Genomic DNA, 16,122 nt, shown 5'->3' with positions numbered 1-16,122 from the left:
CGGATACATCGAGGGCTTCTACAATCCCCGTCGCCTGCACTCGTCACTGGGCTATATCAGCCCAGCCGAGGCCGAACGCAGAGCGGCTTAACCCCGTCCACTTTTGCGGGGGAAGATCAACGCACGGCTACCTCATCAGCAATAATTTTAACTCTATCCTGCTCGGAGATACCCATGTGGGGTGCCAAGCGCCGACCGAGGCGAGTGTACCGGTTGAAAAGTGACGCAGATCGATCGCGAACGGCAGAGTTCAGATCTTGTCTGGACACCACGCTACCGATCTCAGCTACTGATGTGCACATGTTTATAGCGGCCCAATCAGCCCAAGCGTGGTCGGGCTTAGCTCCCGGCGGCGCTGAAGCACATCCTACGAGCGCAAATATTGCGCTTAGAAAACAGTATCGTATCATTATTCTGCTATTTCTTTCGATGTTCCGCGATCCGTTGGTATGTTGCATAGGCAGACATCGAATTTCTCTGGATCAGCTTCGCCGGCGCTCATTACCGGCTCTTCGGGCGGTATGTCACACGCTACGGGCCTAACGGGCCGGGGGGCGGCTTTGGTCGGAGCCCGCTCGACCAAATCCACTCAAAACAGCATCCCACCTAAGGCGTTCGTTGCGACACGGCTGGTCATACTCGCAGTCAGGATTGCTGATCAGCCCAGCAGGGCTCGTTGAGATATCGTAGACCGGCTGCTCGCCAGGTTGAGAAGTAAAAGCGAGAATTACCTCGTCGCCAGGCCGGGCTAAGTAGATCATGAATGGCGTGGCTTCACCGATCGTGCCGTTGCCGCGGTCGCAGCCATTGGCCTGAACATATTGCCAGTCGCGAACCCCATCGCCATCGAGGTCTGGGATGCTGTCGATTTTCGCGTGGGCGATGTTGAACGACCCCTCGCTGACGGTCGACGGGCATGCAGCTGCCGTTTGGCGCCAACGGGCTTGTAAGGCGCTTGGCGCGCTTTCCGGGACCTGAGGAGCGTCTTCTTCTGGTCCTGCCAAGATGCCGAACGACGAACTAATAAGCGTTTCGTTACGACTATTCGGTCGCTCAACCAGTCGTTGTAGATCTGGATCCCAAGCGAAACTGTAAGCGCAGTTGTCATTCATGGGCCGGCACATGACCGGGTGGACAATCGTGTCGATGACCGTTTCGCTTGCTCTTGTCGTGATCGCGAAATCAAAGGATTGGTCATTGAAGGCGAGAACATATCCGCCTTCCGGAATACTCACATACAGGCTTCTCAGGCAGCCCCCGGTCCCGCAGTAAACGAGACCGGAATCGGTGTAATCTACGAGCCAGTCGTCCACGCCGTCGTGTGAGATATCGACCGGCGTAATCACTCCCTCGGGGACTTTTGCGACAAGCGCGGGCCGATTCATCGGCTCGCTCCGATCAAAATAGGCAGCGTTTATCTCGTTCAGGACCATCCATTCCAAAGACGCCTGCGGTGAAGGCTGATCAGGGTCAAGTGGTCGGGAACACGCAGCTCCCGCAGCTCCCGATATCAGCGATAGTGTCGCCAGGCTGGAGGCAAACGGCTTAAACATTCCAATTTCGGCTTTCAGCTCAGATAGTTGTCTGGCGGCTCTCACGGGTGCGAGATGCATCACCTGATTCCAGATCCAAAATTATTTCCTACTTCGGATCTCGTTGGACAGTTCGAGGCTGTAGCTCCCTACCGTATCGGCACCCAGGCTATTGGCTCGCACGAACCAGATCTGGCCGTCCCCGGTAAAGCTGAGCGCCGAATCCGTCCCGCCACCACTGTCGTCATCCGTTTCTCTGGGCGAGGCTGCACACTGGCCCAGGCCGGCTCCAAGATAGGTGTCGAAGTCGGACGAGCGCATGGTCACCTGATAGGTCGCGCCTGCCGTGGTCTGAACAGCAAAGCAGTCATAGAAACTGTCGTCGCTTAGCTTGGGGTCGAACCGACTGAGGTCGCCGCGCGTAGGCTGGCCCGTCACTAGAAAGTTGGCACGCCGACCTTCGCCGACCTCCAGTGTATACGACCCGGTCGCATTGGCCGCCAGACTGTTCGCGCGCAGAAACCAGGTCTGGCCATCGCCGAGAATGTCGAGCGCCGCATTGGTGCCGCCGCCGCCATCGTCGTCTGACAGGATCGCCGCACCGCCGCATTCACCGGTTCCAGCGCTCACGTAAGCGTCGAAACTGTCAGACCGCATCGTCACGGGATAGATCGTCCCCGCCTGGGTCTGCAGAGCTTGACAGTCATAGAAGCTGTCATCCGCCAGTTTTGTATCGGAGGTGGTAAGCTCGCCCTGGATGGCCGAGCTTACAGTCGCGGTGGGCGCAGGCGTGGCATCGGCTCGGCCTTCTGCGGGACGGGGCGTGGCGCGTGCTACTGTTCGGGCGCTGTCGCCATCAGCATCTGCAACCGGCCCCATGCCCTGCGTCACCGGCTGGTTCAGATCGTCGCCTCCGTCGCGAAGTTGAGCCATCAGTCCGATAGCCTCCTCGTGACCGCCCTCGGCCGCCAGGTTCCACCAATAGATGGCGTCGCCGTTCGCTTCTGGCACGCCCAGCCCCTCATAAAACAAGTGGCCCAACAGGGTTTGCGCAGAGTGGTTGCCGGCATAGGCTGCACGCCGGACCATGGCCGCGCCGGCGACCTCGTCCTTGGGCACGCCACTGCCCTGAACCAAGGAAAGTCCGTAGTTTCTTTGACTATCCGGATCGCCAGCCTCGGCAGCGCGGCGGAGCAGTTCGTATCCTTCGGCCTCCGTACCACCACGGTCGGTCAGATACATTCCCGCCAGCAAACCCGTCGACCCGCTCTCGCCCTGATCGGAGGCGGCCTTCAGGTAAAGGATGGCCGCCGCGTCGTCTCGTTCCACGCCCTCGCCCATGGCATACAGAGTGCCCAACATGGCTTGGGCCGTGACCTCGCCAGCGTCGGCGGCGGGGATCAGGTAACGGGTGGACGTGGCGGCGTCGGTGATTACCAGCGACAAACCGTACTGCGCCTGGCCAAAGCTGTTGCCGGCGTCGGCAGCCATCCGGAGCCAGCGCGCACCCTCTGCCGGATCAGGCGGACCGCCAATGCCTTCGGAGAGGAAGTAACCGTAGTTGGCTTGGCTGGGGGCATGGCCAGCCTGCGCCGCCTGCTGGAAATAGCCGCGCGCGCGGGCGTCGTCGCGTGGAGCGTCGTCGAATCCGGTGTAGTAGATGCGGCCCAGGTTATACTGCGCGCCCGTGTCGCCGGCCGCCGCTTCCTGGGCCAGCCGCGCCAGCATTTGCGAGGGCGTTTCCTCGGTGCGGATGACGATCGTGTAGCTGTCGACCACGCTATGGGGGCCGTTGTCCGTATAGCCACCCGATGCGCCCAGCCCGCTTGACCCGCCGGACGAAACGCTGCTGGACGACGATGAGGATGCGCCGCTGTTGGCGGACGACCGGGAGGCATCCTGGGTCGCCCCTTGCTGAGCCAGGCTGCGATCGGCGCTGATCTGGTCGTTGCGCGCGGCCTCGGCCTGCATGCTGGCCATTTGCCGCTGGCGGTTGGCCTCGTCGGTCTGGGGATCTGCCGTCGCGGCATGGGCCAGGGCCAGCACTCCGAGCGCGCAGGCAGTGAGAAGAAGCGACTTCATTTATCCGTCCGAACGTGTGCGATCATGCAAGGCTGGCAAACCAAGCTTTCAGGGGGTTTCCGTGATGCCAAGGACAGCCTGTGCAGTGCCGCCCCGGCTGAAGGTTCCCACCCAGACATCGTAGACGCCGCTGGATGGACGACGGAAAACGACCTGCGCATCACCGTCGCCGAAGCTGTCGTCGTCGCAGGCCCAGTTGCCGCTCGGGTCGTTGATGATCAGCGTCGTATCGGTGCGCGAGACAGTTCGGAAGGCGAGAGGAAGCCGCCCAGCGGTATAGGTAACCCGAAAGTCCGGGGCATCCGAAATCCAGCCGGTGCAGGAGCCCGGCAGCCGATTGCCGTCCTGGTTGCCGCCGGCGACGACAGCGACGGTGTATGGATCGGGGGTGAAGCCGGACCGAAGCTGCACTTGGCCCGAGTTCGGATTCATACCCGCATTCTGCGCGTTGACGGATCCCGCTAGAATCGTCGCGAGAGCGCAAATGGCTGAACAAGAAGTCGTGTGGCGCATCGTCGTTTTCCCCAAGCGGTCTGCTTTGGAATAGTAGCCTAGACCCAATCTGCGCGCCCCTCATCCCCGTGAACCGGGGGGTAGCGGTTTGGGGTGGCAAATCGTTTGCCCGCGCATAGTGTGCGCTATGCAGCTTCGCCGTCCGTCTGTGCTTTTGGCCTTCGCGATCGCCCTCTTGTTCGGGCTGATCGGCGGTGTCGCGCTCTACGCAAGGAGCCTTCCCTCCGTGGGCGTCACGGTTGCCACGGACGGGGGGGAGGTGATTGTCCAGAGACTGTCTGGACCGGATCAAAGCAGTGCGGGCCCAATCGCGTTGCCGGCCCGGTTAACAGCCATGAGCAGCGAGTCAGACCAGCCGACCAAGATAAAGATTTCGGGCAGAAGCGATCTGGTTCGACGGCTCGAAACAGAAATAGATCAGGCGGATCTTACGTCGCAAGATGAGATGCTAGCCATCGCGAACACTGGATCGGTCCGGCTTTGGTTGCAGGACAAGAACGGCTTGTCGGCATCGGTCCCTCGCAAGGTTCACGATACCCGCTTGCCGATGACGTTTTGGATCATTGCTCTAACCGGTCTTTTTGGCGCTGTGATCGGCTTATGGCTGCTGACTATGCGCGCTGCCGAGTTGGCGGCGCAGGCGGCAGGTTTGGCCGGCGTGGCGCTTCTCGCTGCGGCTCTTCCAATGGCGGTGATCGACGCCGCAGAGTTGATCATCGGAGGACAACGCTACGCACTCCTTCTCAACTTAAACTACGTTGGAGGGCAGGTTTTCGGTGCGGCGTTTCTCTGTCTCTTTGCAAGCTATCCAATCCAGCTATTTTCTTCACGGATCACTGTAATCGCTTGCTGCATCCTGGGTTTAGCGGTGTTGCCAATCGTGCTGTTGGTCCCGACCGTGGTCGATCGTTCGCAGTTCACCAGCGCATTGGTCGGCCTCGACCTGGCGCTGATAGTCGTCGCCCTGGTGATGCAATGGGTCAGATCCAACTATCAACCGGTCGGCCGAGCATACCTCCGCCTCGTCGGGACGGTCACGACGCTTTCGCTTGGCGGATGGATTGCTTGTTTTCAGATTCCCCCAGCTGCCGGAATGCCGGCTTTGGCCGACTTTTCCTACGGCTTCCTCCTGATGCTACCGCCCTTCGCGGCAATCGCTTTGGGAATAGCCAAGGGGCATTTGTTCGACATTGACCGTTGGGCGTGGAAGCTTCTGGCGTCGGCCGTCGTCCTTCTCGGGCTGCTCGTTGCGGATTTGGTGCTGGTGTTCGGCATTGGGCTTGCGCCGGGACAGGCGGCGTCGGCCTCGCTGTTGCTGGTCGGCACGATATGGCTGGTGGCTCGCAATCGGTTTTTGGACGCGCTCTTGGGCAGACGCCGCAGAAGCCAGTTGCAGCTTTCCTCAGATGCCGTTCACGTTGCCCTGGCGCCCACGGCTCCCCAACGTTTCGACCGATGGAAGTCGGTGTTGAGCGAGCTTTTCGAGCCACTTGAGATTGTCGCCGGCCCCCAGAATGTTGTCCAGGCGTCGACCCTGGATAGCGGACGATCGCTTCTCGTGCCTGCTCCCGCATTTGGTCATGCATTGCTTCTCCGCGGAGCCCGTCTGGGCCGGTCTCTATTCCAGGGAGAGGATTGCGAGACCGTCACGAGCTTGCTGCTCGTCTGCGATCAGGTCGACGTAGGTCGCGACGCCTATGACCGGGGCACCCGCGAGGAACGGGAGAGAATCGCAAAGGATCTGCATGACGATGTGTCGGCGCGACTGCTGACCAGCCTACACCGAACCGATGCTGAGCTGGTGCGCACCGACGTGCGGGCCGCCATGTCTGATATCCGCTCCATCGTGGCCGGACTGGAAGGCCACCAATCTCGGCTCGACGAAGTTCTCGCCACCCTCCGACACGATTGCTGTGAGCGTCTGGAGGCGGCAGAGATCAAGTGTACGTGGACGTTCGACCCGCTGGCGATCCAGTTGGCTGACCCAGCACCTTACCTGTTTTACAAGGCGCTCAACTCGGCCGTGCGAGAGGCGGTCACGAACGTGATTCGTCACGCGCAGGCCGATCGGGTCGAAGTCCTGATCAACTCTTACAGTCTGGGCACAGATCGATGGCTGCGAGTGACTATCGCAGACAATGGCGTGGGGATCAGCCCGAACGCACACCTCGGCCACGGATCGCGTAACATGAAAACGCGCATTCGCGCGCTGGGGGGTCACGTAGAGTCTACGTCTGGCCAAGGCACGACGATCTCGATGTCCATGCCGCTGGAAGTACCCCCCGGATCGGGGGATGGGACCGCATCCCAACCTCGCTATACAGTGCTGTCAGACAAGCCGGACGGTCGACTATGGATAATGCGCAACCTATTTTGGTGGTGGAAGATATCGAAGCGACCCGTGACTGGCTCGTAAAGCTGGCAGGCAGCGTATTTGTAGACGCCGATGTGGCCGTCGCCGATACCCTCGGGTCCGCAATGGCCTGGCTGGATGCCCAGACGCCCGGGACTACCCCGATCTGCCTCGTCGACCTTGGTCTGCCAGATGGCTCTGGGGTCGATTTCATTCGCGCCCTAATGCACCGCTGCCCCGGTGCCCGTGCGGTCGTAACAACGCTTTACGACGACGACGCCAACCTGCTGAATGCGATGGCTGCCGGAGCGGCCGGCTACATCCTGAAGGATCAGGAGCCTGAACTGATCGGCGCAAAACTCGCGGCGATGGAACGCGGCGAGGTTCCCATGTCGCCCGCGATCTCCAGAAAAATACTGAACCATTTTCAAAACAGCGCACGGTTCGTAACCGCGTCTCAAGCGACGGTTGCGCTGACCATTCGCGAGACTGATGTTCTCCGACTGGTCGGTCGAGGCCTAAAAGTTGCTGAGGCGGCGGCATCGCTGCAGTTGAGCGATCAGACCGTCTCTGGCTATTTGAAAACGATCTACCGGAAATTGGACATCAACTGCCGCGCCGAAGCGGCGTTGGAAGCTGCGCGACTCGGCCTGGTCTGAGCCGGGAAGCGATGAATCTATTGACTGCAGCCGCTTGGGGTGTGGATCGGCGTCGAAATCGGCCCCCCTCGAGTGGCAGCCTAGGTGATTGAATTCGCCATATAACAATACGTTCGCGCCCATGCTGATAGGCGTCTTCCGGGCCCCCTCTCGCCCCGCAACGTCAAGCTCGTTCAATATGTTATCTCAAGCCGGGCGGGGTCCCGCCTTCAACTCCGATCAACAGTCTTGTCCTTCTCGCGCCCATGCAGGCCGGAGGGCTGCCATCGCTGCCAGATATTCTTCGCTCAGCGGTTTGAGATCAGGCGCATCTGCGAAGTCAAAGGCCTCTGGGCGGGTGCGTAGCAGTTCGGCAATAGGAGAGGACCCTGCAGCGCCTAGATCTTCGTCGGGTTCGTCCATGTTGTGCTCCTTCTTCATCAATGCTCCGTGGCGCCGCACAGTCAAGTCGTGGTGTTCGGCATTCCATTTCAAACATTCAAAGGCGCCATGAGTATTTCCGAACTAGATTGAGCTCCTTCCACTCCGAGTTCTCAAGGCAATCGACACTCTTGTTAACCGCGTTGCGTTCTGAGGCTTCCAAGAGCTGAGTAAGCTGCGGATTGGCTTCCTCGTGATCGGCTATCGCTTCGCGATGTCGCTGGTCAATATAGCGCTGAGAAGGAGCATGGCCCTGGCTTGCCCTAGAGCGGATCGACAGAAGGTTGGCCACATGGAAGGGTACCATTGTCACCCCAGCGCTAGTCCTGATAGGCACGAGTTCTTCGGTAACGGCCAATATGTCGCGACGATATTGACGGCTCGAGGCGGCTCGTTGGTGTTTGCTACGTGGCCGGCCTGAGAGGTTGCCTGAATAACCCTTCACAAACTGGCCGGCGTCCGATCGACCCGTGCGTTTCGGAAAAACGATCTCGTCTTCCATCACACAGCCTCCGATGTCAGAATGTTTGCCGCTTCCTCGAGAACTGCCTCGTGCCCAGTCAGGGCCTCCCAGCGGTGAATGGCGGTATCGACGTAAACAGGATCGATCTCGACGCCCCGGCAGAGCCTACCCGCTCGCTCGGCTGCAATGAGTGTCGTTCCAGAGCCTAGAAAGGCATTAAGCACCAGCTCCCTGCGACGAGTGACGTCCTTGATAGCGTCAGCCACCATGGCGACCGGCTTGACTGTAGGATGCCATTCGAGCTCGGCCCCGCGGCTGCCACCGCTGTTCACCGATGAATAGTCCCAGACGTTGGTCCTGTTGCGGCCATGCTTGCCGAGCTCGACAGCGTTGAAGGGTGCTGTCAGTCCAACGCTAAAACGTCTCCACTTATGACTGCCTAAACCGCTGTTGGAGATGATGTTTCGTGAAGCCGATTTCGTTCAAGCGCCACCGGTTTCCGGCAGATGTGATCCGCCATGCCGTCTGGCTGTACTTTCGTTTCAGCTTGAGTTTGCGGGACGTCGAGGAGGTGCTGTCAGGCGAACGATAAAAGGTCTCCGGTATCTGTGGCGTAAACCACTGACGGGGATGGATTATTGTGAAGCCCATTTCGTTCAAGCGCCACCGGTTTCCGGCGGACGTGATCCGCCATGCGGTATGGCTGTACTTTCGGTTCAGCCTCAGTTTTCGGGACGTCGAGGAGCTCCTCGCGGCCCGCGGTGTGGACGTCAGCTACGAGACGATCCGGTGCTGGACCATCAAGTTCGGCCCCTTGATCGCCTGGCGGCTGAAGAAGCGGCGAGGGGCCCCGTCGCCGCGCTGGCACCTGGACGAGATGGTCTGCCGGATCGGCGGCAAGCGGATGTATCTGTGGCGCGCAGTGGACGATGAAGGCGAGGTCCTGGACCTCGTGGTCCAGCGCCGGCGGGACACAGAGGCGGCGTTGAGGCTTCTCCGACGCCTGCTACACAACCAGCCGATCGAGCCTCAGACGATCACGACGGACGGCCTGGCCTCCTATGGCGCGGCGCTCGATGTCCTGGATCTGAGGCATCTGCATCGACCCGGCCGGCTTCGGGACAACAATCGGGCAGAGAACTCACACCTGCCGATCCGACGACGAGAGCGACAGCAGCAGCGGTTCAAATCCCAAGCCTCAGCCCAGAGATTCCTCACCACCCACGCGGCGATCTACAACACCTTCAGCATCCAGCGCCATTTGATCAGCAGACCCACACTTCGGCGTTTCCGCGCCGATGCGGCGACCGCTTGGGCGGCAGCGGTTGCCTGATTTCGGCAGGGTAGGGCGCTTCTCAGCCCGGCGCGGTTATCCTGACAGCGCCAGCAGCCCAAACCCTTCGTCTGGACCGCCGATCCAGACAAAATCATCGCCGCCGCTAACCGCGGGCACCAAGTGATGGAATCAATCCACTAGAAGGACTTCCGCAGGTTCACATACCAGTAGCGGCTGTAGGGGGTGTAGACGGTGCCCAGATAGCCGTCCGACGCCAGCGGGGGCTGCTCGTCGGTCAGGTTGCGCACGCCGACGCGAACCGCTGTGCCGTCCAGCGCACCGCCCTCGTCGAACTCGTACTGGCCGTAAAGATTGCCGGTGATCAGGGAGTCGATGACCCAGATCTGGTTCGAGGGGTCGAGCAGGAAGTCCTGTTCGACGCTGCCGGTATAGGAGGTGAAGGCCCCGACGGTGATGTTTTCGTAGCTCCATGTCGCCGACAGCGACCACTTCCATGCCGGGCGGCTGTTGTTGCGGATCAGGTCGCCAGCGCTGCCAGCGAATGAAATCAGCGGATCGAGCTTTCCCTCGGCCTTGGCGTCGATAAGCCCCTGGATGCCCGGCGATGGCTCCAGATAGAAGGTGAGCAGGTGCGAGACATTCAGATTGACGTTGAAGTCCCCCAAGCGCGTGCCGTGAAGGTTCCACATGGCGCCGAAGTCGAAGCCCTCGGCCGTCTGGGGTTGCAGGTTGTCGTACAGGTCCTTGACGTAAAGGATCTCGCCCGCCGGCGTCAGGCCCGTTCCGGCGAAGATCCTGATGTCATCGGCTGTCGGGGCGGCACGAACGACATTGGGGTTGATCAGGCTCTGCTTGCGCAACAGATAATCCAACGTCAGCGCATTTTGGCCGCGGAAGACGCCGACCAGCCCGGTCTGTTCGACCCGCCACCAGTCCGCCGTGAAGGTGAAGTCTCCGATGCCTGCCGGTGAAAAATCGGGCTGGATCACCGTGCCGAAAGACAGGGTTTCGGATTCCTCCGGCTTCAGGTTCGGGTTGCCCGCGCGCTGTTCCGCCACCAGGCGGCGCACCCGGACGGTGTTGATCGAGGCGGTGTCGGCAAAGCCTGGAACCAGGGTGGGCGACGCGCCGCATCCCGCAAACGAGGCCATGGCCCCGCGACGGATCAAGGCTTCGCAATAGACCCAGTCGGTGCTGGAGTTGGAACGCGTTACGATCGTGGCGTTGATCTGCTCAAGGTTGGGCGCCCGGAACCCTTGGGCCCACGAGCCCCGGAAGCGGATGCCGTCGACCATATCCCAGGCCACGGCGACCTTGGGCTTGGCGACGTCGCCGAAGTCCGAATAGTGCTCGAAGCGACCGGCGATCTGGGCTTCGAGGCGATACACCAGGGGAATGTTCATTTCGGGCGAGACGATCGGCACGGCGAACTCGGCATAGGCCGAATACACATCGCGTTCGCCCGTGGTGTCCGGGCTCAGTGAAGAGTTCACGAGGTCGCTGTAAACCGAGCCAGACGGGTCCGTGTATGTGATCGTGCCGTCGATACGCTGGTCGCGGTCGTCCAGTTGGGTTTCACGACGGGCCTCGACGCCGGCCGCGAAGCCAAGATCGCCACCGGGCAGGCGGAACAGGTCCGGGCGTGACACCTTGAAGTCCCCGAGGGCCAGGGTGGTCTCGGAATATCGACGCATCTTGACGCGGATGGCGTTGAGGGCCGCGGTGCTGCTGGGGGTTCCGTCGCCGAAGCTGAAGTTGTTCAGGTCGCCGCCATTGAACGGATTGTAGGCGTCGGCCGTTGACAGGGCGAGCTGCCTCTGGAGGGCGGTGTTGGAGACGTTGTCACTGATGTCTTCGGCGCTCGCTTCCGAATAGACTAGGGCGCTTTCCCAGTTCCATCCTTTCCAGTCTCCGCGCAGCCCGCCGAGCAGTCGGTACTGGTCGTTGGTGACGTTGACCTCGATCGGACCGAGGTCCTCGAAGCGATAGCCGCTGAGCAGAAGATCGACGCCCGCCGCAGGCGCCGTGATTCCGGTCAGCCGGTTCGGGTTCACGACCCCGTTGATCAGCGTGGCGCCGAAGGGATTGTAGAAGTTGGTCCTGGGGATCGTGACCACGACCGACGACAAGGTGCTGATCGGCGCCTGGAAGGCCGTGGTTTCGGCACGGTAATAGCCAAACTCACCGAACGCCTCGACGTTGTCGTTGACGTTGTACCTGCCGGTGAGGAAGGCGTTCAGACGCTTGACTTCGGGCATCACGGTAATGCCTTGGGCGGCGGCGTCGCTGAACAGCCGCGAATCGATCACCGTGCCGGACCTCACGCAGATCCCGTCGGCGGCCGGGGCGGAACACCCTGTGAAGCTGGCGGGTTGCCTGGAGAATGCGGTCAGGTTGGACGTGGCGCCGGCCAGACGGACCGTTGCGCCGGTCGGCCGGAACAGGCCCCAGGCGGTCAACGACGAGCGGCCGTTCAGCGTAGCGGCGTTCTCGAAACCGGTGCCGGCGAACAGCGCGCGCCTGTCCAGGGAGGTGGTGTAGTCCTGGTCGGTCGTCTTGAGTTCAGACCGGTCATCGTAGTTCACGAAGAGCGAGATATTGCCCTGTCCGTCGGCAATGTCGCGGCCGCCGTAAAGGCTCAGATTGGTTTCAGACAGACCGGTGCCCTCGGCTGCGCCATACTGGGCCGAGACCGTCAGGCCGTTCATATCGTCCCGCAGCACGGTGTTGATCACCCCGGCCACCGCGTCCGCGCCGTAAATGGCGGCGGCGCCGTCGCGCAGGACCTCCAGGCGCCTGAGGCCGCTGACTGGTATGGCGTTGGTGTTGTAGGTCAGGACCGGGACGAGCTGCTCATTGGCCTGGGAGGTCGGGTGACCGACCACGCGCCGGCCGTTCAGCAGGACGAGCGTGTTCCCGATTCCGAGGTTGCGGAGATTGACGGAGCCTGTGTCGCCGCGCGCCGAGTTCGAGCTGGCGGGCAGGAATGAGGAGTTGAAGGTGACATCGCCCATCTGGGGAATCGAGCGAAGCAGATCGTCGCCCGAGGTCGCGGCCGTGGCCAGGATCTGTTCCTCGGAGACGACCGTGACCGGAAGAGCCGCCGTAACCCTGGCGCCGCGAATCTGCGATCCCACGACAATAATCTCCTCGACCTCCGTGGCCTGTTCCTGAGCCTCCTGGGCGAGGGTCGGCGTCGTCCAGCCCGCCATCATGATGGCGGTCGTCGCCAGCATGAACGATCGGGGCGAGCGACGAGACAGGGACAGGCGCATGGATTTGAATCCTGAGGTTTGAAATGGCCGCCCCGATTTCCCTCCGGGCGGCCACCAGTAAATCCGGGCGATCGCCCGATCTGGAACGACGACCACGGTGTGACGTCGCGAAGCGTAGACGAAGACTAGAAACCGCCACATTCAGCCCGTCAACACCGGAGGTTAAAAATTGTCGGCGGTTAACAAGATCTCGCTGTCCCGAGCACGTTAATGCCCAGTGCTCAGCATTTTTCGCCGAGATCGAGCATCACCGCAGGAAAATAGGGTGGCTTTCAAGATTGAACTGAATAACACTCGGTCCGATTTTCGAACAATTGTGGCAGGAATCATTATGTCGAGCGGACGATTGAGGCTGCTGATCCTGGCCGCTGCGGCCATGTTGTTCTCCGGACACGTCCTCGCTCAGGAGGTTGCGGCACCGGTTCGTCCCGGAGCGGGTAGCGGCGGCGATGTCGTCAGCTACGGCCAGATCCACAGCCCCACGATCGGTCGAGGCGGCATGGTCGTCAGCCAGAGTGTTCTGGCCACCCGGGTCGGCGTCGAAATCCTGAGGCGCGGCGGCAATGCGGTTGATGCGGCCGTGGCCGTGGGGTTCGCGGAAGCTGTTGCCCTGCCGCGTGCGGGAAACATCGGCGGCGGCGGCTATATGCTTATCCATATGGCGGCGACGGACGAACGTCCTGCAGCAGACCTTGCGATCAACTACTATGGCGTGGCGCCGCAGGCGACGACGCCGGATCTGCTGCTGGACGACAACGGCAGGTTTGATCGCATCGCGCCGTCAGGGTTCCGCAATGTTTCCGTTCCCGGCACGGTTATGGGGATGTGGGAAGCGCATAGGCGGTTCGGCACACTGTCCTGGGCCGAAGTTCTGGCGCCGTCGGTCGAGATGGCGGAGGGGGGAGTTGTCCTGTCCGATGGGGAGGCCGCGGCGACGGCGGGACGGGCCTCGGTTCTGGCGCGGGATCCCGGTGCCCGCGAAGCCTACCTGAAGGCCGATGGCACGCCCTACCAGGCTGGAGAGTTGTTCCGTCAGCCGCAACTGGCCTGGAGCCTTCGCCAGGTTCAGGCAAACGGACCAGACGGCTTCTACCGGGGGGAACTCGCTCATCGCATCATTGAGGGTGTTCGCGCGGGCGGCGGGATCATGACGGAGCAGGATCTGGCAGATTTCCGCGTGGTGGTGTCGGAGCCGATCTGGTCGACCTATCGGGATCACCGGATCGCCTTCATGCCGCCGACGGCGTCGGGGGTCAGCGTGGCCGAAACACTGAACCTGCTTGAGTATTTCCCGATGCGCGAGCTTCGCTGGGGCAGTGTGGACAGCCTGCATCTGATTTCCGAGGCGATGAAGATCAGCTCGTCCGACCGGCGACTGATCGGCGGCGAGCCGCAATGGACCACTCCGGCGCAAGGCCTGGCCAGCAAGGCGTTTGCAGCAGAACGGGTAAGGCTCATCTCGATGGACAGTTCGCTCTCTGCCGACGCCATCCCGGAGGGCAATCCCTATGCCTACGAGAGCCAGGACACGACCCACTATTCGATCGCCGATGCGCACGGCAACGCGGTCAGCAACACCTTCACTCTGTCGAACTCATATGGCGCGCATGTCGCCGCGCCCGGGACGGGCATCCTGCTGAACAACTCTCTGGACAATTTCGCCTGGGGCAGCGTGGACGAGAACACCATCGCCAACAGACCCGCTCCGGGCAAGCGGCTGGGATCAACCATCACGCCCATGATCGTCTTCGACGACGAAAAGCCTTGGCTGGTCACAGGGACGCCGGGGGGCGGCTACATCATCGCGACGATGGTGCAACTGGTCGTCAACGTCATAGATCATCAGCTGAATATCGCCGAAGCAGCCATGCGTCCGCGGCTGAACCAGGGCGCGGGCGACAGCCCACTGGAACTGGAGGGCGGATTCTCGCCGGACATCGAGCCTCTGCTGGAGGCGCGCGGGCATGAGATTCGACCCTCAATGACGATGGGCAGCACCCAGTCGATCATGATCGAAGGCGACCGGTTCCTCGGTGCCGCCGACACGCGCAGGCCGGACGCGCTGGCCCTGGGGGTTCGGTGAGGGACAGCGCCGCATTCGCACTCGCGGCACCGTTTCGTGGAATGGGGCTTAGGCGCAAAGCGGGCGGGGAGGGGAGGTCCGCTTCTGGCCGACGCTGCCATCAGAGCGAAGTGATTTCCGGACATTCAGCTAGCCTGGAGGACCGCCAACCGCTTGCGCGAACAAACAAAGAACTAGACGCTTCCACCGAGACGCGCCAAATTCCGGCGACGAATCTCGCGAGCGCCGTCCATTTGCGTGAGTTGGCTTGGAGACGACAATGGCCGGGCACGGCGCGCAACAGTCCTTCTATGAGTTCTTCGCCGGCGGCGGCATGGCGCGTGCGGGCCTCGGCGAGGCCTGGACCTGTCTCTTCGCCAACGACTTCGATGCCAAGAAGGGTTTCGCCTACCAGGCCAACTGGGGCACAGGCGGTGAGGGTGCTGTCAGGCGAACGATAAAAGGTCTCCGGTATCTGTGGCGTAAACCACTGACGGGGATGGATTATTGTGAAGCCCATTTCGTTCAAGCGCCACCGGTTTCCGGCGGACGTGATCCGCCATGCGGTATGGCTGTACTTTCGGTTCAGCCTCAGTTTTCGGGACGTCGAGGAGCTCCTCGCGGCCCGCGGTGTGGACGTCAGCTACGAGACGATCCGGTGCTGGACCATCAAGTTCGGTCCCTTGATCGCCCGGCGGCTGAAGAAGCGGCGAGGGGCCCCGTCGCCGCGCTGGCACCTGGACGAGATGGTCTGCGGGATCGGCGGCAAGCGGATGTATCTGTGGCGCGCAGTGGACGATGAAGGCGAGGTCCTGGACCTGGTCGTCCAGCGCCGGCGGGACACGGACGCTGCGTTGAAGCTGCTCAGGCGGCTCCTTCACAACCAGCCAGTGGAGCCGCAGACGATCACGACAGACGGCCTGGCCTCATACGGCGCGGCTCTGGATAAGCTGGATCTGCGCCACCTGCACCGACCCGGCCGGCTTCGAGAGAACAATCGGGCAGAGAACTCACACCTGCCGATCCGACGACGAGAGCGACAGCAGCAGAGGTTCAAATCCCAGGCCTCAGCCCAGAGATTTCTTACCACCCACGCGGCGATCTACAACACCTTCAGCATCCAGCGCCATTTGATCAGCAGACCCACACTTCGCCGATTCCGCGCCGACGCTGATGCCGCATGGGCGGCTGCGGTTGCCTGAAGGGCGGCGGGGCAGGGGGCTTTCGACTTGGCAAAGTTAACCTGTCAACGCCGTGTCGAGAAGGGCCTGATCGAACCAAAACAACGTCTCTGGCGATCTTGTGTGCCGAGTATCGACTGTCACTGGACAATCCTCACAGGTCTGCATTATGTCTATACAATAATCAGGGCAAGCGACCAGCGTTTCCTGTGGGTGGCGGAGGGCGAACAATGGAGCGTGATCGCGTCTGGACCAATGCCCGGTTGGCGGTGGTCGCGCCCGATG

Annotated in this window: 13 protein-coding genes; 6 read left to right on the top strand and 7 right to left on the bottom strand. The window is 61.7% G+C overall.

Going from position 1 to position 16,122, the window contains the following annotated elements; all coding sequences use genetic code 11:
• Positions 1–539: 539 nt before the first annotated feature.
• The 3 genes from ACP7AZ_RS17145 to ACP7AZ_RS17135 are packed head-to-tail and all read right to left on the bottom strand — an operon-like array spanning position 540 to position 4,127.
• The gene (locus ACP7AZ_RS17145) at positions 540–1,613 is read right to left on the bottom strand and encodes a hypothetical protein (RefSeq protein WP_426039867.1); all 1,074 of its coding nucleotides are present in this window, start codon (positions 1,611–1,613) and stop codon (positions 540–542) included.
• A 21-nt stretch (positions 1,614–1,634) separates the two neighbouring features.
• Complete coding sequence (locus ACP7AZ_RS17140) at positions 1,635–3,614, bottom strand: tetratricopeptide repeat protein (protein ID WP_426039866.1); 1,980 nt, start codon at positions 3,612–3,614, stop codon at positions 1,635–1,637.
• A 48-nt stretch (positions 3,615–3,662) separates the two neighbouring features.
• On the bottom strand, positions 3,663–4,127 hold the full coding sequence (locus ACP7AZ_RS17135) for a peptidase S1 (protein WP_426039865.1): 465 nt from the start codon (positions 4,125–4,127) through the stop codon (positions 3,663–3,665).
• A 127-nt stretch (positions 4,128–4,254) separates the two neighbouring features.
• Here ACP7AZ_RS17135 and ACP7AZ_RS17130 point away from each other — a divergent pair, with 127 nt between their 5' ends.
• The gene (locus tag ACP7AZ_RS17130; protein WP_426039864.1) at positions 4,255–6,543 is read left to right on the top strand and encodes a sensor histidine kinase; all 2,289 of its coding nucleotides are present in this window, start codon (positions 4,255–4,257) and stop codon (positions 6,541–6,543) included.
• Complete coding sequence (locus ACP7AZ_RS17125; RefSeq protein ID WP_426039863.1) at positions 6,480–7,139, top strand: response regulator; 660 nt, start codon at positions 6,480–6,482, stop codon at positions 7,137–7,139. The genes ACP7AZ_RS17130 and ACP7AZ_RS17125 overlap by 64 nt, the downstream gene beginning before the upstream one ends.
• Positions 7,140–7,358: 219 nt before the next feature.
• On the opposite strand, the gene ACP7AZ_RS17120 is transcribed toward ACP7AZ_RS17125, so the two are convergent.
• From ACP7AZ_RS17120 to ACP7AZ_RS17110, 3 genes are read right to left on the bottom strand one after another with little or no spacing between them, the layout of a single operon-like run.
• The gene (locus ACP7AZ_RS17120) at positions 7,359–7,559 is read right to left on the bottom strand and encodes a hypothetical protein (RefSeq protein ID WP_426039862.1); all 201 of its coding nucleotides are present in this window, start codon (positions 7,557–7,559) and stop codon (positions 7,359–7,361) included.
• A 58-nt stretch (positions 7,560–7,617) separates the two neighbouring features.
• Positions 7,618–8,061, bottom strand: coding sequence for a hypothetical protein (locus ACP7AZ_RS17115; protein WP_426039861.1), 444 nt, complete (start codon positions 8,059–8,061; stop codon positions 7,618–7,620).
• Positions 8,061–8,429 carry a DNA-methyltransferase gene (locus ACP7AZ_RS17110; protein ID WP_426039868.1) on the bottom strand — a complete coding sequence of 123 codons (369 nt, stop codon included), beginning with the start codon at positions 8,427–8,429 and terminating at the stop codon, positions 8,061–8,063. Before ACP7AZ_RS17110 ends, ACP7AZ_RS17115 begins: the two co-directional genes overlap by 1 nt.
• A 59-nt stretch (positions 8,430–8,488) precedes the next feature.
• Between ACP7AZ_RS17110 and ACP7AZ_RS17105 the strand changes: the two genes are divergently transcribed.
• Positions 8,489–8,614 (top strand): hypothetical protein, encoded by a 126-nt coding sequence (locus ACP7AZ_RS17105; RefSeq protein WP_426039860.1) that lies wholly within the window; start codon positions 8,489–8,491, stop codon positions 8,612–8,614.
• A 48-nt stretch (positions 8,615–8,662) separates the two neighbouring features.
• Positions 8,663–9,355 carry an IS6 family transposase gene (locus tag ACP7AZ_RS17100; protein ID WP_426039859.1) on the top strand — a complete coding sequence of 231 codons (693 nt, stop codon included), beginning with the start codon at positions 8,663–8,665 and terminating at the stop codon, positions 9,353–9,355.
• Positions 9,356–9,495: 140 nt separating this feature from the next.
• Here the strand turns inward: ACP7AZ_RS17100 and ACP7AZ_RS17095 are convergent, their stop codons facing one another.
• Complete coding sequence (locus tag ACP7AZ_RS17095; RefSeq protein WP_426039858.1) at positions 9,496–12,594, bottom strand: TonB-dependent receptor plug domain-containing protein; 3,099 nt, start codon at positions 12,592–12,594, stop codon at positions 9,496–9,498.
• Positions 12,595–12,925: 331 nt separating this feature from the next.
• On the opposite strand from ACP7AZ_RS17095, the gene ggt reads away from it, so the two are divergent.
• Both ggt and ACP7AZ_RS17085 read left to right on the top strand, forming a co-directional pair.
• A complete protein-coding gene (gene ggt, locus ACP7AZ_RS17090) occupies positions 12,926–14,677 on the top strand; it encodes a gamma-glutamyltransferase (protein WP_426039857.1) in 1,752 nt (583 codons plus the stop codon).
• Between the two features lie 488 nt (positions 14,678–15,165).
• A complete protein-coding gene (locus ACP7AZ_RS17085) occupies positions 15,166–15,858 on the top strand; it encodes an IS6 family transposase (protein WP_426039856.1) in 693 nt (230 codons plus the stop codon).
• Positions 15,859–16,122: the final 264 nt, after the last annotated feature.

The sequence above is a fragment of the Brevundimonas sp. DC300-4 genome (assembly GCF_049897365.1).
Classification (GTDB): Bacteria; Pseudomonadota; Alphaproteobacteria; order Caulobacterales; family Caulobacteraceae; genus Brevundimonas.
The sequence above is the reverse complement of the archived record's forward strand: the minus strand, read 5'-3'. Positions and strand labels throughout refer to the sequence as shown.